This is a genomic window from Buttiauxella agrestis ATCC 33320 (genome assembly GCF_000735355.1).
In the GTDB taxonomy this organism is placed as follows: domain Bacteria; phylum Pseudomonadota; class Gammaproteobacteria; order Enterobacterales; family Enterobacteriaceae; genus Buttiauxella; species Buttiauxella agrestis.
This window is the reverse complement of sequence record NZ_JMPI01000022.1, coordinates 299567-319873: the sequence shown is the minus strand read 5'-3', so window position 1 is coordinate 319873 and position 20307 is coordinate 299567. Positions and strand designations below refer to the sequence as shown.

The following is a 20307-nucleotide window of genomic DNA, read 5'->3' as shown; positions in this document are numbered from 1 at the left end:
TTTACTCATTCCCGAACTTTGGGTAGTGTGACACATGTCGTTACTTTTATTGCAAGGATTGTCCGCACCATGTTTTCGGGATTGTTAATTATCTTAGTGCCGCTGATTATCGGTTATCTCATTCCATTAAAACAAACCAGTCTGCTAAAGCTAATCAATCGCTTATTAAGCTGGATTGTGTACGTTATTTTGTTTTTCATGGGCATCAGCCTCGCATTTCTCGACAACCTGGCAAGTAATCTGCTGGCAATTTTTCATTACGCGGCGGTCACCGTGGTGGTGTTATTGCTGTGCAATGCTGCGGCACTGCTCTGGCTGGAGCGTTCGATGCCGTGGCGACACAACCACGAGCAAGAAAAACTCCCTTCACGTATTGCAATGGCACTGGAATCGCTCAAATTATGCGGCGTAGTGGTAGCCGGTTTTCTGCTAGGTCTGGCAGGATGGCCTATTTTGCAGCACGCAACCGATGCCAGCGAATACACATTAATCTTCCTGCTGCTGTTAGTCGGTATCCAATTGCGCAATAGCGGCATGACGCTAAAACAGATCGTGCTGAACCGAAGGGGCATGATTGTCGCCGTGGTCGTCGCACTCAGTTCCCTCGCCGGTGGCGTTATCAATGCCTTTATTCTCGACCTGCCGATTAAGACCGGGCTGGCGATGGCCTCAGGATTCGGCTGGTATTCACTTTCCGGTATTTTAATGACCGAATCATACGGCCCGGTGATTGGTAGTGCCTCGTTCTTCAACGATCTGGCGCGTGAATTGGTGGCAATCATGTTGATTCCCGGTCTCGTTCGTCGCAGTCGCTCAACCGCACTTGGGTTATCTGGCGCAACGTCGATGGACTTCACGCTTCCGGTTCTGCAACGCAGCGGCGGTTTAGAAATTGTTCCCGCGGCAATCGTTCACGGCTTTATTCTCAGCTTGCTGACGCCTTTACTCATGGCCTTTTTCGCCTCCTGATACCTCATTGGCGGTAGGTTTCTACCGCCAAAATTGCGCTAAATCAATCTCCCTCTAAGTTGCATTAAAAATCCCTTTTCCCTGTGTCGCACTGAGCATAACCTTAAACATGTATATTAAATATAACTTTAAAAGGTACGATCATGTTTTGTGTGCAATGTGAACAAACAATCCGCACCCCGGCAGGCAACGGCTGCTCTTATGCGCAGGGGATGTGTGGCAAAACTGCCGAAACTTCCGATCTCCAGGACCTGCTGATTGCCACGCTGCAAGGGCTGTCTGCATGGGCAATCGCTGCTCGTGAAGTTGGCATCATCGACCATGACATCGACAACTTTGCGCCGCGCGCTTTCTTCTCTACCCTGACCAACGTGAACTTCGACTCCCCGCGCATTGTGGGTTACGCGCAGGAAGCCATTACGCTGCGAGAAAGCCTGAAGGCACGCAGCCTGGCGATTAACCCTAACCTGACCGTTACCAACCCAATGGCCGAGCTGCAATTGGTCAGCAAAGATTTGGGTGATTTACAACGCCAGGCGGCTGAATTCGCGCCAAACCGCGATAAAGCAGAAATTGGCGAAGATATTCTTGGCCTGCGTCTGCTGTGTCTGTACGGCCTGAAAGGTGCGGCGGCCTATATGGAACACGCTCACGTACTCGGCCAATACGACAACGATATCTACGCGCAATACCACAAAATTATGGCGTGGCTCGGAACCTGGCCTGCTGACATGGGCGCACTGCTTGAGTGCTCCATGGAAATCGGCCAGATGAACTTCAAAGTGATGAGCATTCTGGATCTCGGCGAAACCGAAAAATACGGTCACCCGACCCCGACGCAAGTTAACGTGCGCCCGGTAGCGGGCAAATGTGTTTTGATTTCCGGCCACGATCTTAAAGATCTCTACAACCTGCTGGAACAAACCGAAGGCACTGGCGTTAACGTCTTTACCCACGGTGAAATGCTGCCAGCCCACGGTTACCCTGAGCTGCGTAAATTCAAGCATCTGGTGGGTAACTACGGCAGCGGCTGGCAAAACCAGCAGACCGAGTTCGCCCGTTTCCCAGGCCCCGTGGTGATGACCTCCAACTGCATCATCAACCCGGAAGTGGGTTCATATACTGACCGTATCTGGACACGCAGCATTGTTGGCTGGCCGGGCGTGAGCCATCTCGAAGGTGATGATTTCGCCCCCGTAATTACTCAGGCGCAACAAATGGCTGGCTTCCCGTACAGCGAAATCGAGCACCTGATCACTGTAGGCTTTGGTCGCCAGACTCTGTTGGGCGCTGCCGATACGCTAATTGATTTGGTCAGCCGTGAAAAACTGCGCCACATCTTCCTGGTCGGCGGCTGTGACGGTGAGCGTGGCGAACGCAGCTACTTCACTGATTTTGCCACCAGCGTGCCAAAAGACTGCCTGATCCTGACCCTGGCTTGCGGTAAATATCGCTTCAACAAGCTGGACTTCGGCGATATCGAAGGTCTGCCACGTCTGGTCGATGCAGGCCAGTGTAACGATGCTTACTCTGCGATCATTCTTGCCGTCACGCTTGCTGAGAAACTCGGCTGCGGCGTGAACGATCTACCGCTAAGTCTGGTGCTTTCCTGGTTTGAGCAAAAAGCGATTGTTATCCTGCTGACCTTGCTGTCTCTGGGCGTGACTAATATCGTCGCTGGCCCAACGACACCCGCTTTCCTGACGCCAAATCTGCTGGCTGTGCTGAACGAGAAATTTGGCCTGCGCGCCATCACTACCGTTGAGCAAGATATTCAACAGCTGATGAGTGCATAAGGAGACGCCATGACCATGCCAACGCCACTGTGTCCGCATCGTATGCAGGTGCATCATATTCATCAGGAAACGCCGGATGTCTGGACGCTATCGCTGATTAATCACGATTTCTATCCTTACAAGGCTGGGCAATACGCGCTGGTGAGTATTCGTAATAGCGATGAGACACTGCGCGCTTACACAATCTCTTCCACGCCGGGACTCAGCCCGTTTATCACGCTGACGATTCGTCGTATCGAGAATGGCGTTGGTTCCCAATGGCTGACTCAGGATGTGAAACCAGGTGATTACCTGTGGCTATCTGAAGGCCAGGGGGAATTCACCTGTGAAAATCTGAACACCGATCGCTATTTGTTAATCGCGGCAGGTTGTGGCGTGACGCCGATTATGGCGATGCGCCGTTGGCTGGCAGAGCATCGTCCGCTGGCCGACGTGCAGGTTATTTACAACGTTCGAACGCCCGAAGATGTGATTTTTGCCGACGAATGGCGCAATTATTCGGTAGCCATGATTGCCGAGAATAACGCGACACACGGCTTTATCGCCGGGCGTTTAACCCGCGAAATTCTGGCAACCGTGCCGGATATTGCCTCGCGCACCGTAATGACCTGTGGCCCAGCGCCGTATATGGAACTGGTCGAAACAGAAGTCAAAGCCCTGGGGGTGACTGAGTTTTATTCTGAGAAATTCTTCACACCCGTCGCCGCTCCTGTCGAAAGTGGTTTGAAATTTACCACGCTAAAACCGCTGCGCGAGTTCTATGCACCCGTTGGCAGCACGTTGCTGGCGGCAATGGAGAGCAATAGCGTACCCGTCAACGCGGCATGTCGCGCCGGAGTTTGTGGTAGCTGTAAAACCAAAGTCGAGTCCGGTGATTACACGGTCAGCAGTTCCATGACGTTGACCGAGGCAGAAATTACCAACGGTTATGTGCTGGCTTGCTGTTGTCATCCGCAAGGAGACTTAGTTCTCGCTTGATCCACGCGTGCCACTCAGACTCTGAGTGGCACTTTCTGCCCCGCCTCTTCTGTTTCCTTGACTAAGCTTGTTTACGTTAACTGAATCGTGACAAGGAGAAGCAATGAAACAGACCGTCGCCGCTTATGTGGCAAAAACTCTCGAAAGTGCAGGCGTGAAACGCATCTGGGGCGTCACCGGTGATTCCCTCAACGGACTGTCCGATAGCCTGAACCGCATGGGCACAATTCAATGGATGCCCACCCGCCATGAAGAAGTCGCCGCATTTGCTGCGGGTGCAGAAGCCCATCTTTCCGGTGAGCTGGCGGTATGTGCCGGTTCCTGCGGCCCTGGTAATCTGCATTTAATTAACGGCCTGTTCGACTGCCATCGCAACCGGGTTCCGGTCCTGGCGATTGCTGCGCATATCCCATCAAGTGAAATTGGCAGCGGCTATTTCCAGGAAACCCACCCCGAAGAGTTATTCCGCGAATGCAGCCATTATTGCGAGCTGGTGTCATCCCCGGAACAAATTCCGCAAGTGTTAGCAATTGCCATGCGCAAAGCGGTTCTTAACCGTGGCGTTTCAGTTGTGGTTTTACCTGGCGATGTCGCGCTGAAACCGGCCCCTGAAACAGCAAGTTCCCACTGGTACGCGGCTCCACAACCCGTTGTTCTTCCTGCACAGGAAGAACTCAAAAAGCTGGCGCAACTGCTGCGTTACAACGACAACATTGCCCTGATGTGCGGCAGCGGTTGTACCGGTGCGCATGAAGAGCTGGTGCAGTTTGCCGCCACGCTTAAAGCGCCCATTGTCCATGCCCTGCGCGGTAAAGAGCATGTTGAATATGACAACCCCTATGACGTAGGCATGACCGGGCTAATTGGTTTTTCTTCCGGCTTCCACACCATGATGAATGCCGACACGCTGATTCTGCTCGGCACCCAATTCCCTTATCGTGCTTTCTATCCGACTGACGCGAAAATCATTCAGATTGATATCAACCCTGGCAGCATCGGGGCGCACAGTAAAGTGGATATGGCGCTGGTCGGGGATATTAAAGCCACACTTGCGGCATTGATTCCGCTTCTGGAAGAAAAGACAGACCGCAGCTTCCTGGATAAAGCACTGGATAACTATCGCGAGGCCCGCGAAAGCCTGGACGAACTCGCGCAACAGGGCGATGGCAAAGTCATCCATCCACAATATGTCGCGCAACAAATCAGCCATTACGCTGATGATGACGCCATTTTCACCTGTGACGTAGGCACGCCGACAGTCTGGGCCGCACGATATCTGAAAATGAACGGCAAACGCCGTTTGCTGGGTTCGTTCACTCACGGTTCAATGGCCAACGCCATGCCGCAAGCACTCGGTGCAAAAGCTACGACACCAGGCAGACAAGTTATCGCGATGTGTGGCGACGGGGGTTTTAGCATGTTGATGGGGGATTTTTTGTCGGTCGTGCAAATGAAATTACCCATCAAAATCGTGGTGTTTAACAACAGCGTGCTGGGCTTTGTGGCAATGGAAATGAAAGCTGGCGGTTACCTGACGGACGGTACCGAATTGCACGACACTAACTTTGCCAATATCGCTAACGCCTGCGGCATTACCGGCATCCGCGTTGAGAAAGCGGAAGAGTTAGACACTGCTTTGCAACGTGCTTTTAGCATCGACGGCCCGGTTTTGGTAGATGTGGTCGTTGCCAAAGATGAGCTGGCGATCCCACCGCAAATTAAACTCGAACAAGCCAAAGGATTCAGCCTGTATATGCTTCGCGCCATCATTAGCGGGCGCGGCGATGAAGTTATCGAACTGGCGAAAACGAACTGGTTCCGGTAAAACATTCCTTTAATTGAGGATAATAATAAGGAACCACCGTGATTGATTTGCGCAGCGACACAGTAACCCGGCCGAGTGAAGAAATGCTCAAGCGTATGATGGCAGCGCCAACCGGCGATGACGTCTATGGCGATGACCCAACGGTCAATGAATTACAAGAATACGCGGCAAAAATCAGCGGCAAAGAAGCCGCGCTATTCCTGCCAACGGGCACCCAAGCTAACCTGGTGGCCCTGTTAAGCCATTGCGAACGTGGCGAAGAGTATATTGTGGGGCAACTGGCGCACAATTATCTCTATGAAGCGGGTGGTGCTGCGGTGTTAGGTAGCATCCAGCCGCAACCTATTGACGCCAATCCCGATGGTTCGCTGCCTCTCGATAAAGTCGCGGCAAAAATCAAACCTGATGATATCCACTTCGCACGCACGAAATTACTGAGTCTCGAAAATACCCATAACGGCAAAGTTTTGCCGCGCGAGTATCTCAAGCAGGCGTGGGAATTTAGCCGCAATCATAAACTGGCATTACACGTTGATGGTGCGCGCATCTTCAACGCCGTGGTGGAATATGGCTGCACGCTGGAAGAAGTGGTGCGTTACTGCGATACCTTCACGATTTGCCTCTCAAAAGGCCTGGGAACGCCAGTTGGTTCTTTGTTAGTCGGTAGCCAGGAATACATTAAACGTGCCACGCGCTGGCGCAAAATGGTCGGCGGCGGTATGCGCCAGGCCGGTATTCTGGCAGCCGCAGGTTTGTACGCCCTTGAGAATAACGTGCAGCGCCTTAAAGAAGACCACGACAACGCGCATTGGCTGTCGGGTGAGTTACGTGAAATTGGCGTCGATGTGACACGTCAGGACACTAATATGGTGTTTGCTCGCGTGCCGGTTGAGCAGGCTGAAAGCCTCGGCAAATTTATGAAAGAACGCGGTGTGCTGATGAGCGCAGGGCCAGTCACTCGTCTGGTTGTTCATCTTGATGTGAATCGCCAGCAACTGACCGAAGTGGTTTCCCACTGGCAGGCATTTTTACAACGCTAACCGGAGGGTCAGGGAAGATGACACAGCCACAAAATATTCTGGTACTTGGCGCAAGCGGCTATATCGGACAACACCTTGTGCCGGAACTTACCGCTGCCGGGCATCATGTCACGGCGGCCGCAAGGCGCGTTGAGTGGCTGGAAAAACAACCCTGGCCGGGCGTTGACTGCCGTCACGTCGATTTACAGTGGCCGTCAACGCTACCTCAACTGCTGGAAAACGTCGATACGCTTTATTATCTGGTGCACAGCATGGGTGACGGAGCCGATTTCGTGGCCCATGAACGCCAGACGGCCCTGAATTTGCGCGATGCGCTGCGTGTGCATCCAGTAAAACAGCTGATATTCCTCAGTTCTCTGCAAGCCGCTGAAGGTGATGGCGACTCCGAGCATTTACGCGCTCGCCAGCTAACAGCGGATATTCTGTGTGATGCAGGCGTTCCCGTTACCGAAATTCGTGCCGGTATTATTGTTGGTGCCGGTTCCGCTGCCTTTGAGGTGATGCGCGACATGGTTTACAACCTGCCGGTGCTCACGCCACCGCGCTGGGTTCGCTCGCGCACCACGCCGATTGCGCTGAAAAACCTGCTCTATTATCTGGTTGAATTGCTGAAACATCCTGCGCAGGAGAACCGTGTATTTGAGGCTGCCGGACCTGACGTGCTGAGTTATCAGCAGCAGTTCGAACGGTTCATGGCAATAAGCGGTAAACGCCGCCCACTGATTCCCATTCCGCTGCCGACAAGTTGGATCTCGGTGTGGTTTCTAAACATGATAACGTCGGTGCCCCCGACCATCGCCAAGGCCCTGATCCAGGGATTAAAGCACGATCTTCTGGCTGACGATCGCGAGTTACGTGCGCTGATCCCACAAACTCTGCTCACCTTTGACGATGCCGTTCGCGCAACACTTGAAGATGAACACAAGCTGGCAAACTCGCAGGACTGGGGTTACGACGCACAGGCCTATGCCCGCTGGCGTCCGGAATATGGCTTCTTCCCCAAACAGGCAGGTTGTACGTTAACGACCTCCGCTGAGCTGGCAGATTTGTGGCAAGTGGTGAATCAGATTGGCGGCAAAGAAGGATATTTCTTCGGCAACATTCTGTGGCAAACCCGAGGATATATGGATTTGCTGGTCGGTCACAGACTGGCGAAAGGACGCCCGGAGCGGGAAATGCTGCAAGTTGGAGATCGGGTTGATAGCTGGAAAGTGATTATTGTCGAACCCGAAAAAGAGCTGACGCTATTGTTTGGCATGAAAGCCCCCGGACTTGGGCGACTTTCTTTCACTTTGCGTGACCACGGCCAACATCGCACGCTGGATGTTCGCGCCTGGTGGCATCCGCATGGAACAGCAGGTTTGTTCTACTGGTTGGTCATGATCCCCGCGCATCTGTTCATTTTCCGCGGCATGGCCCGACGGATTTGCCAGCTTTCCGAACAATCTGCACATAAAGTCCGTTAAGAGTCCTAATCTTTAGCTTTCCCCATTGCAAGCGCTGCCATTTCACGGAAAAATGCGCAGCGTAAATCTCAATTATCATGAGTTGGTCGACATGAAGGTACTGGTAACGGGCGCCACCAGCGGTTTAGGCCGAAACGCGGTCGAATTTCTTCGCGCAAAAGGCATCAGCGTACGGGCAACCGGGCGCAATGAAGCCATGGGCAAACTGCTGGAAAAAATGGGTGCCGAGTTCGTCCATGCCGACCTGACGGAACTGGTTTCCTCGCAGGCCAAAGTGATGCTGGCCGATGTTGACACGCTCTGGCATTGCTCAAGCTTTACTTCCCCGTGGGGGACACAGGAAGCATTTGATCTCGCCAATGTTCGCGCAACTCGCCGCTTAGGTGAATGGGCAGTGGCGTGGGGGGTGCGCAACTTTGTGCATATTTCCTCACCTTCACTCTATTTTGATTATCACCATCATCGCAATATCAGCGAGGACTTCCGTCCGGTGCGCTTTGCCAACGAATTTGCCCGCAGCAAAGCCGCCAGCGAAGAAGTGATTCAGCTGCTGGCACAATCGAATCCGCACACGCGCTTTACGATTCTGCGTCCGCAAAGTTTGTTCGGCCCGCACGACAAAGTCTTCTTCCCACGTCTGGTACAGATGATGCGCCATTACGGCAGCGTGCTGTTACCGCGCGGTGGTGATGCGATGGTCGATATGACTTATATCGAAAATGCCGTACATGCGATGTGGCTCGCAACTCAGTGCGAATCACAGCCATCTGGGCGCGCCTACAACATCACTAACATGGAAGCTCGCCCGCTGCGGGTTATCGTGCAAAAGCTGATTGATGAATTAGACATTCAATGCAGGATCCGTTCGGTACCGTATCCGATGCTGGATATGATTGCCCGAAGCATGGAGCGTTTTGGCAGTAAATCAGCCAAAGAACCGGTGCTCACTCACTACGGCGTGTCGAAGCTTAATTTTGATTTAACGCTCGATACGACACGCGCTGAAACAGAATTAGGTTATCAGCCTGTTGTTACGCTTGATGAAGGTATCCGGCGTACCGCGCTCTGGCTGCGTGACCACGGTACGTTATTGCATCGCTAATCAACCTTGCCCGTATTTTTCAAGTAGCGCTTCCGCTATTGCCTCAGTTTGCGCATCCGCATCACCGGAATATTTCGTTGGGCGGAAGTGCATCTGGAAAGCCTGGATCACTCTCTTTTGCTGCTCCCACGCCATATCAGGCGTCACCTGATAACCATAACGCGATAGCAAATCCAGCAGACCTCGCCTGTCCACCGGTTGGTAAGGCCCACGACCATTCAGATAAAAGGCTACTCTGTTTGCATCCGGCCAGGCACCCACGCCCTGTTGAGCCAATTGCTGCCATGGGAATAGCGGACCTGGGTCAACTTTACGTTGCGGAGCAATATCCGCATGGGCGACAACATTTTGCGGTTGGATTTGATAACGAGCGATAATCACTTTCGCCAGTTTCTCCAGCACCGAGATCTGCGGAGCATTGAAGGGATAAAACTGCTTTCCACGGCCCTGACGCGTAAAACCTTTATTCTCAAGCTCGATACCAATCGAGGTGTCATTAATCCGCGTTGCGCCACGCCAAAAACTCACTCCTGCGTGCCACGCCAATTCGCTCTCAGGCACTAATTGCCAGATAACAGGCTTGCCGCCAGATACCGGAGGGGTGTCAGGAATGAGATAATGTGAACTGACATTTTGTTCAGTTAAAGTGGTTAGCGAACCGGCAAAGTCATCGGCGGTGTAGTGAATAACCAACACTTTTACCCGTGGATAGGCATTCCTCGCGGTGTGGCTGGTGTCGACTTTAAAATCGCCTTTATCGACAACGGTTTTTTCAACAACTTCAGGCTTACTGGAGCACCCCACCAGCAAAGCTACGAAAATGATCAGGCTAATTCGCCACTGCATTCGCTTCCCTCTCTCTTTTTTGAATCAACATATTAAACCCTAAATAATTCGAGCGGCATCGCAGCGGCAAGTAAACGAATCCCGACGAGCTTAGTAAACTAAGTGATTCGGGTGAGTTCGCGCAGCCAACAAAGAGGCAGCTCGAAGTATGACGGGTTTTGACAGCGATACGCTATGCTAAGTGAGTCCTCCTGAGAAAATAAGGAAATAAAAATGCGCAGCTCAGTTTTGGTTCTTCTTCCGTGCGCTCTGCTCCTCACGGCCTGTACTACCCCCGTTACTCCCGCTTTTAAAGATATTGGCACCCGCAGCGGCCCTTGTATTGAGGGCGGCCCGGATAGCGTGGCACAGAAATTTTACGATTATCAATTAACCCATAAAACCCAGGGCAGCAGCGCCATTACCGGCTTACGTCCTTATATGAGTGATTCTCTGGCGCAGCAACTCCAGAAAGCCAGCGCTTCGCCAAACGCGCAGAATGAATTTATGCGCAGCAATATGTTTACCAGCAATGCAGACGGCGCGGACACAGCCGAAGTGGCTTCTGCATCAACCATTCCCAACACCGACGCACGGAATATTCCGTTGCGTGTGAAACTGACTAAAGGCAGTCAAAGCTGGAACGATGAAGTATTGATGATTCGTGAGGGTCAGTGCTGGGCAGTGGATGACGTGCGTTATTTAGGCGAAAACAGCCACGCACCTTCAGGTAGCCTGCGTCAGGCAATAGAAACCAACTAACAACTGTCTAATATTCACGCAATCGGCGGGGTGAAATTCATAACCCATGTAAATAGTCTGGAGTTTTGACATAACTCCGACATTTATTCTTGCCTTCACCCCGCCCCGCTATATTGTGCTACCTTTAATGCATGTGAGTAGTTATTTTTAGGTTTTAACGCACAAAGATTGCATAACTATTCTGTTAAAGGTACCCTTTGCGGCTTCAATTGCTATTCAACTTATGCGCATGAGTATTCAACTAAACGGCATTAATTGTTTTTACGGCGCACACCAGGCGCTGTTCGATATCACCCTTAGTTGCCCACAGGGCGAAACGCTGGTGCTGCTTGGTCCAAGCGGCGCAGGTAAAAGCTCGCTTCTGCGCGTACTCAATCTGCTTGAGATGCCGCACTCCGGGCAACTCACCATTGCGGATAACCATTTTGACTTTGCAAAAGCGCCTGGCGATAAAGCCATTCGTGAATTGCGTCGCAATGTTGGCATGGTGTTCCAGCAATATAATCTTTGGCCTCATCTCACTGTGCTGCAAAACCTGATGGAAGCGCCTTGTCGCGTTCTGGGGATCAGCAAAGATGAAGCGCGTCAGCGTGCCGACAAACTGCTTGAGCGTTTACGCCTGAAACCGTATATGGACCGCTATCCGCTGCACCTTTCCGGTGGCCAGCAGCAGCGTGTCGCGATTGCACGTGCCTTGATGATGGAACCACAGATCCTGCTGTTCGATGAACCCACCGCAGCACTGGATCCGGAAATCACCGCGCAGATCGTCAGCATCATTCGTGAGTTGGCAGAAACCAACATCACTCAGGTCATCGTGACCCACGAAGTGGAAGTTGCGCGTAAAACCGCAAGCCGTGTGGTTTACATGGAAAATGGCCACATCGTCGAGCAAGGTGATGCGAGTTGCTTCGCAAAACCACAGACCGAAGCGTTTAAATTCTATCTGTCACACTGATGTATCCGGGAAAATAACCATGAAAAAAGTTCTGCTTGCCACATTATTAGCCAGCCTGAGCCTTTCCGCGTCGGCTGCACAAACTATTCGTTTTGCTATGGAAGCGTCTTACCCTCCGTTTGAATCGATGGATGCCAGTAACAAGATTGTTGGTTTTGATGTCGATTTAGCCAATGCGTTGTGTAAAGAGATCGATGCAACCTGTACTTTCAGTAATCAAGCATTTGATAGTCTGATCCCAAGTTTGAAATTCCGCCGTATCGACGCGGTAATCTCAGGTATGGATATCACCCCAGAGCGTGAAAAACAGGTACTTTTCAGCACCCCATACTATGAAAACTCTGCGCTGTTTGTCGGCCAGAAAGGCAAAATTGCTGATATCAGTGCGCTGAAAGGCAAAAAAGTGGGTATGCAGAACGGCTCCACGCACCAGAAATTTATCATGGATAAACATCCAGAAATCACCACCGTTCCTTACGACAGCTACATGAATGCCAAGCTGGATATGGAAAGTGGCCGTATTGACGCGGTATTTGGTGACACTGCTGTCGTTACCGAATGGCTGAAAGCCGATCCTAAACTAGCCGCCATTGGCGATAAAGTTACGGATAAAGACTACTTCGGTACAGGCCTGGGCATCGCTGTTCGTCAGGGCAACACTGACCTGCAGGCGAAGTTCAACACTGCACTTGAAAAAGTGAAGCAAGATGGTACCTACAAAACCATCTACGAAAAATGGTTCCAGAAGTAATCTGAATGAACGAAATGTTTACTTTAGCAAGCGCCGCCGGGATGACCGTCGGCCTTGCCGTTTGTGCGCTAATCATCGGCCTGGCTCTGGCGATGATTTTTGCCGTATGGGAGTCTGCAAAATGGCGTCCGATAGCCTGGCTGGGTTCAGCTTGGGTGACGGTGCTGCGCGGCTTACCTGAAATTCTGGTGGTGCTGTTTATTTATTTCGGCTCCTCACAGTTACTGCTTATCCTCTCAGATGGCTTCACGCTCAATCTCGGTTTTGCGCAGATCCCCATCCAATTACAGATCGAGAATTTCGATGTCAGCCCGTTCCTGTGCGGCGTCATTGCACTTTCCTTGCTCTACTCGGCTTATGCTTCGCAAACTTTGCGTGGCGCACTCAAAGCCGTACCAATTGGGCAATGGGAGTCCGGCCAGGCATTAGGTTTATCGAAAGCAGCCATTTTCTTCCGTCTGGTGATGCCGCAAATGTGGCGCCATGCGCTGCCAGGTTTAGGCAACCAGTGGTTAGTTTTGCTTAAAGATACCGCGCTGGTTTCGCTGATAAGCGTCAATGATTTGATGTTACAAACCAAGAGTATCGCCACCCGTACCCAGGAGCCATTTACCTGGTATGTGGTCGCTGCCGCGATCTACCTCGTGATCACCCTCATCAGCCAGTACGTGCTCAAACGTATTGACCAGAGAGCGACTCGTTTTGAACGGAGACCCGGCTGATGCTTGAGTATTTACCGGAACTGTTTAAAGGCCTGCATACCAGCCTGACTCTGACCGTAGCGTCAATTGTGGTCGCGTTGATTTTATCGCTGTTTTTCACCATCGTTTTGACGCTGAAAACACCGGTATTGGTTCATATTGTACGTGCCTACATCACCCTGTTTACTGGTACGCCTTTGCTGGTGCAAATCTTCCTTATTTACTACGGCCCAGGTCAATTCCCGTCGATTCAAAATTACCCTGTGTTGTGGCATCTGCTTTCTGAGCCGTGGTTGTGTGCATTGATTGCCCTTTCGTTAAACAGTGCGGCTTACACCACACAACTGTTTTACGGGGCTATTCGCGCGATTCCTGAGGGGCAGTGGCAATCGTGTGGCGCATTGGGAATGAGCAAAAAGGATACGCTCGCCATTTTGCTTCCTTATGCATTTAAACGCGCACTATCGTCGTACTCGAACGAAGTGGTTTTAGTGTTTAAAAGTACTTCGCTGGCGTACACCATTACGCTGATGGAAGTGATGGGCCACGGGCAGTTGCTGTATGGACGGACTTACGATGTGATGGTGTTCGGTGCCGCAGGCCTGGTTTATCTGGTCGTGAACGGTTTACTGACGCTCATAATGCGTGTGGTAGAACGTCGCGCTCTGGCATTTGAACGTCGAAATTAAACGATAGCGAATCATAGAAAACGGCGGGGAATTCCCCGCCTTTTTTATATCCCGACAAATATAATTATACATTTAATTTGCATATAAATTCATTTACTGGCATGATTTTTTGACGCCGGAAAACGGTGAATACAATAAAACACGACAGACAGGAGCTACACACATGAAGAAGTTTATTTTGGCCGCACTGTTCGCCACAGCCGCATTCAACGTGGCTGCGGCCGACAAAATCAACTTTGGTTCTTCGGCGACTTATCCGCCATTTGAATCGCTGGATGCCAATAATCAGATTGTCGGTTTTGATATCGACCTGGCAAAAGCTTTATGCAAACAAATGCAAGCTGAATGCACATTCACTAACCATGCATTTGACAGCCTGATCCCGTCGCTTAAATTCCGTAAATACGATGCCGTCATTTCCGGCATGGATATTACCCCTGAACGCAGCAAACAAGTTTCCTTCACTGCACCGTACTATGCCAACTCAGCGGTGGTGATTGCCAAAAAAGGGGCGTTTAAATCTTTTGACGAACTGAAAGGCAAACGTATCGGCATGGAAAACGGCACCACACATCAGAAATATCTCCAGGATAAACATCCGGAAATTAAAACCGTTTCTTACGATAGCTACCAGAATGCGATTATCGACCTGAAAAATGGGCGTATTGATGGCGTATTTGGCGACACGGCTGTCGTTAATGAATGGCTGAAAACCAACCCGCAGTTAGGGACGGTGGGCGAGCACGTGACTGATGCAGAATACTTCGGTACGGGCCTGGGGATTGCGGTTCGCCCGGATAACAAGGCATTGCTGACCAAACTGAATACCGCGCTGGCAGCGATTAAAGCTGACGGGACTTATCAGAAGATTAGCGACCAGTGGTTCCCGCAGTAATTATTTACATGTTCTAAATATCCAGGCCAGATTGTGTTTTTACCTTCTGGCCGATATTCTCACAAGTATCGTGCTGATGAAGTAGACCCAATCATTTAAAGTATAAATGTACAATCTGAATTCGTACATTTGAAAAATGAAAAAATACGTATTTTTACTTAAATTACATCCAGTTAATAGTGGGTGTGACGTTTTTGCACTAGATAAATTATCTATGTAAAATACATGACAGAATTTTACATGGATGATTTAAATGGAAAATAATAGTGTTCTACAATCTAATTCTTCTCGCCCTCCCTTGAATAACCTTTATATTTGGCTGCTAGTTCTTTGTCCGATATTTTTCATTCCAATAACTTATTTGCAGCTACATTCAAGCCCTGTGATTTTTATTTCACTTCAACTTATAGGTTACGCCCTGCCTATAACATTATTTATTAAGGACCGAATCAATTTAACCGCGGCCGGATATACAAAATTACCACATTGGATATGGATATTTTTCTCCCCTGTTTATTATTGGAAAAGGGATAATATTACCAAGAGTAATCATACTATTTTCTGGTGTGGCCTGATTATACCTCTTATCTGTGCTACCTTAACATTCCCTATAACGGAAGAGTATGAGAACTCAATTTATACTCAGCCCGAGCAGCAGGATTCTTATACTCCAGCACTGCCATTTCCAAATGCAGAGAATTGATAGGTCATATTATTTTCTTTATCTGGATAGATGTCACACGAGTCGATTTCCTTCTATCCAGGTTTTGGAGATTAAGGTGAAGGCAGCCGCACCAACAACGCCAACACCTCGTAATGCGCCGTATGCGGGAACATATCAAACAGCTGTACTCTCTCAACCCGGTATTCCGCCAGCGAAGCAATATCCTGCGCCATCGTCTGCGCATTACAACTTGAATAGATGATGTATTTCGGAGCCATGTTGTTCAGGAAATAACACAGCGCCTGGCCAATGCCACGTCTTGGCGGATTCACTAAAACCAGGTCAGGAATATCTTCCTGTTCAGTCGCAAATTTCGTGGAGTCCAGCGCCTGGAAGTGAATATCGGTTAAGCCGAGTTTTTCGGCTGATTGGCGAGCTGAGGCAATTGCTTCTGGGGCAATTTCAATTCCAGTCAGTTTCATATCCGGTGTGGCGCAGTGCAGCCCAAAGCCGCCAACTCCACAGAATAAATCCCACATATGTTTGACGGGCATTTCTCGCACCCACTCACGGGCGGTGGCATACAACGACGCAGCAACCGTTGGGTTAGTCTGGAAGAAACTTTGCGGGCGGATATATAACGGCACGCCGTTAAAATTTTCTTCAAGCCATTGTTGTTCGGTGAACGGAATCTCCTGCTCGCCTTCCATAATCGCCATATGCACTGGCTGGATGTTGGCGGAAATCACTTTGAGCTGTGGGAGTTGTTGTTGCAGCCATGGCAGCGCCGCACGCAGCTGCTCAATTTTTGCATCGGAACGCAATACAAAACGCAGCATCATGCCGCCATCTAACTGGCTTTCCGTCAGCAACAGATATTTCAGTTCGCCACGTTTACGCGCCACGTTATAGGGCGTCAAACCCGCACGAGCAATAAAAGGTTTCAGTACGGCAAAAACCACCTGGAAAGAGGCAGGATAAAGCGGGCATTCGGTTAAATCTTCAGGCGTCCCATCGCGGTGCAGCATGCCAAGCAACGGCTTTTCTACGCTGCCGCTGACCACCATTTTAGCTTTATTACGAAAAGCATGTTCAGGGCCACTGATTGGCGCGCGCCAGTCTTGCACCGCAACTCCCTCCAGTAATTGCTGAAGTTCGTTCATTTTGTCGGTGAGCTGTTCAGAAATCGGCTGTTCAATCCACTGACAAGAACGGCAACGATTAGCCTGGTATAGCGCGCAATGCATAATTAAATCCTGAAGGGCGCAGATCAAAACACTACGCGGTTATTGAAGTTTGAAAAAAAGCCGACTGCGCGAAGGGGCAAACAGCAGGAACAACACCAGTAAATCGGGGAGTTTCTGCATCATTAACGAGCGGAATATCTCACGTTTTGACTCGCCGGGAATACTAAAAAGTTCGGGATAACCCCAACCCAGCGACGCCGCCCATAAATATGAGACCGCAATAACCTGCGTGGCAAGGAATACCCAGCGCCCCCAGTTGCACCCTTTCATGATGACAAACGCACAACGTAACTCGATGCAAAGCATCACCAGGCTGCCAAGGAAAATCAGCGTCAGGTTCCAGGTTTGCACACTGCGATGAACAAAATCAATCACTCCACGCAACCCGAGCATGTTGAACAGCAACATAAGATCGAGCATCCGCGTAGTAAGAATAGCGATTGCCGCCACCAGAACGAGTGTGGGGGCATTCAATTTGGCTTGAGTTTGACTTCGTTTCCTGAAAATTTCCGCAAACCTCGTGTTCCATACGTCACAGTGCCGCGTCTGGCGCGGCACTGAAGGTTTTATCAGATTTTAAACCTTTCAGCTACGCCTTGCACGCTGGATATCGCGCAGACGCTGCTTTTCTGCCCGCGCCATAAACCACCATGCAATTAAGCCAATAACCCCGACGACACCCAAAATGATAGATGCCAGAGCGTTAATTTCCGGGTTGACCCCCATTCTGACACTCGAGAATACCAGCATCGGTAAGGTTGTCGCACCTGGCCCTGAGACGAAGCTCGCAATAACCAAATCATCGAGCGATAAGGTAAACGCCAGTAGCCAGCCGGAGACGATTGCCGGGGCAATCATCGGAACGGTGATCACAAAAAACACCTTCAGCGGCGTGGCGCCTAAATCCATTGCCGCTTCTTCGATTGAGTGGTCTAGCTCGCGCAAGCGTGAGCTAATTACCACTGACACATACGCAGTACAAAAAGTGACGTGCGCAAGCCAGATGGTCAACATGCCGCGGTCACTTGGCCAGCCAATGGCATGCCCAAGCGCGACGAACAACAACAGCAACGACAGGCCAGTAATGACATCAGGCATAACCAGCGGTGCGGTGAGCATAAAGGCAAAACCTGTGGAGCCCCGAAACTTACCAAAACGCACCATCACCATAGCAGCAATGGTGCCAAGGATAACCGCGGCTGTTGCAGCCGCAGCCGCAATGGTCAAACTCAGCCCCACTGCGCTCATCATCGCCGAGTCGTGGAATAGCTCGGCATACCAACGTGTAGACCACCCCGCCCAAACTGTTACCAGTTTTGAGCTGTTAAATGAGTAGATCACCAGCATTAACATTGGGGCGTACAGAAAGGTGAAACCAATCACCAAAATCAAAATACGCCACGGTGAACGCACTACCGGTAAATTGTTCATGCGTGGTCCTCCGCCGCTTTGTTCTGGTATTTGTGGAACCACATAATCGGCACAATCAGCAGGATAAGCATAGTGATAGCTACCGCTGAGGCCACAGGCCAGTCGCGGTTATTGAAGAATTCCTGCCACAGTACACGACCAATCATGATGCTATCTGGCCCGCCGAGCAGTTCCGGGATAACAAACTCCCCTACCGCCGGAATAAACACCAGCATCGAGCCGGCAATAATCCCACCTTTGGTGAGCGGCACGATAACGCTAAAGAATGTTTTCAGCGGCCGGGCACCTAAATCCAGAGAGGCCTCCACCAGCGAGTAATCAATTCGGGTCAGCGCGGTATAAATCGGCAGCACCATAAAGGGTAAATAGGCATAAACGATACCGATATAAACCGCGAGATTGGTATGTAAAATCACCAGCGGTTGATCGATAACACCCAACCATATCAGCACATTATTAAGCACACCGTTATTTTTGAGGATCCCCATCCACGCATACACGCGAATCAGGAACGAGGTCCATGAAGGTAAAATAACCAATAACAACAGAATATTACGTGTTGAGGATTTACTGTGAGCCACCGCCCAGGCCAACGGATAGCCCAGCAGCAAACAGCAAATTGTAGAAACGCCCGCCATTTGCAGCGATTGCAGATAGGCTTCGGCATATAACGGATCGTCAGTTAGCTGAAGATAGTTAGCCAGATTCAGCGCCAGCGAAATCTGATCGTCTGCCCAGGTGACGAGATCGGTGTAAGGCGGAATGGATCGCGCTATTTCTGCAAAACTTATCTTAAAGACAATCAAGAATGGCAGCATAAACAGCAAAATTAGCCACAGATAAGGCAAAGCGATCACCAGCTTGCGGCCATGGCGCATTTGCATTTTTCCCAGCCACAATTTAAAACCGCTTGCCGGTGGCTCCGCCGGGCGTTCAGTCATCGTGCTCATTTCGCCCCCTTAAACCGTCAACACCACACAACTTTCAGCATCCCAACACAGGCGCACTTCGTCGCCCCATGTCGGCATTCCTTTACGATTGCGGTTCTCGTTCTGCAACTGCGCGCTGATCATCTGGCCACTTTTCAGGCGGACGTGATATATCGACAAGTCGCCAAGGTAAGCAATGTGCACCACTTCACCTACCGCAAAGTTGTAGCCATCGGCAGGCGGTTCGTCGCAAAGCATTACTTTTTCCGGGCGCAATGCAACGTAGACCGGCACACCGTCGACCACTGAAATATCCGGGTCTACTTTCAATGGATGCACAAGCCCTGGACTGTCAATCACCAGGCCATCTTCCTGACGCTCTTTCAACAGACCTTCAAAGACGTTTACCGAACCGATAAATTCAGCGCTGTAGCGCGTTGCCGGGTATTCATAGACTTCTTCCGGCTCGCCGATTTGCTCGAATTTACCGCGATTCATGATGGCGATACGCCCCGCCATAGTCATCGCTTCTTCCTGGTCGTGCGTCACCATCACGCAGGTCGCGCCCACGCGCTCAAGAATATCGACGACTTCAAGTTGCATACGGTCACGCAGCTTTTTATCCAGCGCGCCCATTGGCTCATCGAGCAGCAACAGTTTTGGCCGTTTCGCGAGGCTTCGTGCCAGCGCGACACGTTGGCGCTGTCCGCCAGAAAGCTGGTGCGGCTTACGTTTCGCGTACTCCTGCATATGCACAAGAGTTAGCATTTCCTGCACGCGCTGAGTGATTTCACTTTTCGGCAGTTTGTCTTGCTTGAGGCCGAAGGCGATATTTTGTTCAACCGTCATATGCGGGAAAAGCGCATACGACTGGAACATCATATTGATCGGGCGCTGATACGGCGGCACATGCGACAAATCGACGCCATCAAGCACGATCTGCCCGGCACTCGGTTGCTCAAAGCCTGCCAACATACGTAAAAGTGTTGATTTACCACAGCCGGATGGCCCGAGCAGCGCAAAAATTTCGCCTTTATAAATGGTGAGATTCACATCATCAACGGCGTGTTGCCCGTCGAAGGATTTTGTGAGGTTGCGTACTTCAAGCAGCGGGGTGAGCGCTTTGCGAGTTTTCGCGTGTGGACGAGGAGTTACGTCGTTCAATATGTTGCTCTCCGGCAAAAACGAAATAGATGTACGACCCGGTTGCCGTACTAATGACGATACAGAGGCCTCGGCCTCTGCTCGTGTTGGAGCGCATGCACTGTTTCGGTGCACC

At 50.8% G+C, this 20307-nt stretch carries 19 protein-coding genes; 13 read left to right on the top strand and 6 right to left on the bottom strand.

The window, feature by feature from the left end; all coding sequences use genetic code 11:
• Nucleotides 1-69: 69 nt before the first annotated feature.
• The 7 genes from GBAG_RS06235 to GBAG_RS06205 all read left to right on the top strand — a co-directional run bounded on the left by GBAG_RS06235 (nucleotide 70) and on the right by GBAG_RS06205 (nucleotide 9176).
• Entirely contained in the window at nucleotides 70-969 is a 900-nt protein-coding gene (locus GBAG_RS06235; RefSeq protein WP_034494287.1) for a LysO family transporter, read from the top strand.
• 143 nt (nucleotides 970-1112) lie between these two features.
• Nucleotides 1113-2765, top strand: coding sequence for a hydroxylamine reductase (gene hcp, locus GBAG_RS06230; protein ID WP_034494284.1), 1653 nt, complete (start codon nucleotides 1113-1115; stop codon nucleotides 2763-2765).
• Nucleotides 2766-2774: 9 nt separating this feature from the next.
• Nucleotides 2775-3743, top strand: a complete 969-nt coding sequence (gene hcr / locus GBAG_RS06225; protein WP_034494282.1) for an NADH oxidoreductase — start codon at nucleotides 2775-2777, stop codon at nucleotides 3741-3743.
• A 103-nt stretch (nucleotides 3744-3846) separates the two neighbouring features.
• On the top strand, nucleotides 3847-5568 hold the full coding sequence (gene poxB / locus GBAG_RS06220) for a ubiquinone-dependent pyruvate dehydrogenase (protein ID WP_034494281.1): 1722 nt from the start codon (nucleotides 3847-3849) through the stop codon (nucleotides 5566-5568).
• 38 nt (nucleotides 5569-5606) lie between these two features.
• Entirely contained in the window at nucleotides 5607-6608 is a 1002-nt protein-coding gene (gene ltaE, locus GBAG_RS06215) for a low-specificity L-threonine aldolase (RefSeq protein ID WP_034494278.1), read from the top strand.
• A 17-nt stretch (nucleotides 6609-6625) separates the two neighbouring features.
• The gene (locus GBAG_RS06210; protein ID WP_034494276.1) at nucleotides 6626-8074 is read left to right on the top strand and encodes an SDR family oxidoreductase; all 1449 of its coding nucleotides are present in this window, start codon (nucleotides 6626-6628) and stop codon (nucleotides 8072-8074) included.
• Between the two features lie 91 nt (nucleotides 8075-8165).
• On the top strand, nucleotides 8166-9176 hold the full coding sequence (locus tag GBAG_RS06205) for an NAD-dependent epimerase/dehydratase family protein (protein ID WP_034494597.1): 1011 nt from the start codon (nucleotides 8166-8168) through the stop codon (nucleotides 9174-9176).
• Here the strand turns inward: GBAG_RS06205 and GBAG_RS06200 are convergent, their stop codons facing one another.
• The gene (locus GBAG_RS06200) at nucleotides 9177-10022 is read right to left on the bottom strand and encodes an N-acetylmuramoyl-L-alanine amidase (RefSeq protein ID WP_034494274.1); all 846 of its coding nucleotides are present in this window, start codon (nucleotides 10020-10022) and stop codon (nucleotides 9177-9179) included.
• Between the two features lie 213 nt (nucleotides 10023-10235).
• Here GBAG_RS06200 and GBAG_RS06195 point away from each other — a divergent pair, with 213 nt between their 5' ends.
• From GBAG_RS06195 to artJ (GBAG_RS06170), 6 genes are all read left to right on the top strand, one after another.
• Nucleotides 10236-10763 carry a lipoprotein gene (locus GBAG_RS06195; RefSeq protein ID WP_034494272.1) on the top strand — a complete coding sequence of 176 codons (528 nt, stop codon included), beginning with the start codon at nucleotides 10236-10238 and terminating at the stop codon, nucleotides 10761-10763.
• Between the two features lie 229 nt (nucleotides 10764-10992).
• Nucleotides 10993-11721, top strand: a complete 729-nt coding sequence (artP, locus tag GBAG_RS06190) for an arginine ABC transporter ATP-binding protein ArtP (RefSeq protein WP_034494595.1) — start codon at nucleotides 10993-10995, stop codon at nucleotides 11719-11721.
• A gap of 19 nt (nucleotides 11722-11740) precedes the next feature.
• Complete coding sequence (gene artJ, locus GBAG_RS06185; protein WP_034494270.1) at nucleotides 11741-12472, top strand: arginine ABC transporter substrate-binding protein; 732 nt, start codon at nucleotides 11741-11743, stop codon at nucleotides 12470-12472.
• A gap of 5 nt (nucleotides 12473-12477) precedes the next feature.
• On the top strand, nucleotides 12478-13194 hold the full coding sequence (gene artQ, locus GBAG_RS06180) for an arginine ABC transporter permease ArtQ (protein ID WP_034494267.1): 717 nt from the start codon (nucleotides 12478-12480) through the stop codon (nucleotides 13192-13194).
• The gene (gene artM, locus GBAG_RS06175) at nucleotides 13194-13862 is read left to right on the top strand and encodes an arginine ABC transporter permease ArtM (RefSeq protein WP_034494266.1); all 669 of its coding nucleotides are present in this window, start codon (nucleotides 13194-13196) and stop codon (nucleotides 13860-13862) included. The genes artQ and artM overlap by 1 nt, the downstream gene beginning before the upstream one ends.
• A 163-nt stretch (nucleotides 13863-14025) precedes the next feature.
• A complete protein-coding gene (gene artJ, locus GBAG_RS06170; protein WP_034494265.1) occupies nucleotides 14026-14757 on the top strand; it encodes an arginine ABC transporter substrate-binding protein ArtJ in 732 nt (243 codons plus the stop codon).
• Nucleotides 14758-15531: 774 nt separating this feature from the next.
• On the opposite strand, the gene rlmC is transcribed toward artJ (GBAG_RS06170), so the two are convergent.
• From rlmC to potG, 5 genes are all read right to left on the bottom strand, one after another.
• Nucleotides 15532-16668: a 23S rRNA (uracil(747)-C(5))-methyltransferase RlmC gene (gene rlmC / locus GBAG_RS06165; protein ID WP_034494264.1), complete on the bottom strand. Its 1137-nt coding sequence runs from the start codon at nucleotides 16666-16668 to the stop codon at nucleotides 15532-15534.
• Nucleotides 16669-16707: 39 nt separating this feature from the next.
• Nucleotides 16708-17175 carry a YbjO family protein gene (locus GBAG_RS06160; protein WP_034494594.1) on the bottom strand — a complete coding sequence of 156 codons (468 nt, stop codon included), beginning with the start codon at nucleotides 17173-17175 and terminating at the stop codon, nucleotides 16708-16710.
• A gap of 78 nt (nucleotides 17176-17253) precedes the next feature.
• Nucleotides 17254-18099 (bottom strand): putrescine ABC transporter permease PotI, encoded by an 846-nt coding sequence (gene potI, locus GBAG_RS06155; RefSeq protein WP_034494263.1) that lies wholly within the window; start codon nucleotides 18097-18099, stop codon nucleotides 17254-17256.
• The gene (potH, locus tag GBAG_RS06150; RefSeq protein WP_034494261.1) at nucleotides 18096-19049 is read right to left on the bottom strand and encodes a putrescine ABC transporter permease PotH; all 954 of its coding nucleotides are present in this window, start codon (nucleotides 19047-19049) and stop codon (nucleotides 18096-18098) included. The genes potI and potH overlap by 4 nt, the downstream gene beginning before the upstream one ends.
• Nucleotides 19050-19058: 9 nt before the next feature.
• Complete coding sequence (gene potG, locus GBAG_RS06145; protein WP_156104859.1) at nucleotides 19059-20192, bottom strand: putrescine ABC transporter ATP-binding subunit PotG; 1134 nt, start codon at nucleotides 20190-20192, stop codon at nucleotides 19059-19061.
• Nucleotides 20193-20307: the final 115 nt, after the last annotated feature.